1 protein-coding gene is annotated in these 316 nt (G+C 50.0%); it reads left to right on the forward strand.

What is annotated here, in order from left to right; all coding sequences use genetic code 11:
- Positions 1-36 precede the first annotated feature (36 nt).
- Positions 37-316: hypothetical protein (locus AC1RP1_RS08165; protein WP_481762745.1), on the forward strand; the 280-nt coding region annotated here is incomplete at its 3' end.

A 316-nucleotide genomic window follows, 5' to 3' on the forward strand; every position in this document is an offset into this window, starting at 1 on the left:
ATCAAGCGCATTGAGCCTTATCGTAAATACAAAGATATGGATGATCGTCAGGCTTTTGAAGCCGCTCAGCAGGAAGAGTGGAAGCTAACGCTTATGCGCCGTGCCGAGAACTATCTGCTGAGTCAAGGGTCGATTCCGCATGATCATTTCGAGACAATGCGCTTGCATCCGGAGTTTAGCACTGTTATACTGCCGCACGTCAATCGTGTTCACCAGCTGAGCACGAGCAAAGAGGCCTTAGATAGGCAAGCTATAGTAGAGCTTTTGGCATCGGGCCCGAGCGACGTACGCAAGGTTATTTCGGACGTACAACAAC

This window comes from Dellaglioa sp. CoH-56-MRSF-13 (assembly GCF_056782095.1).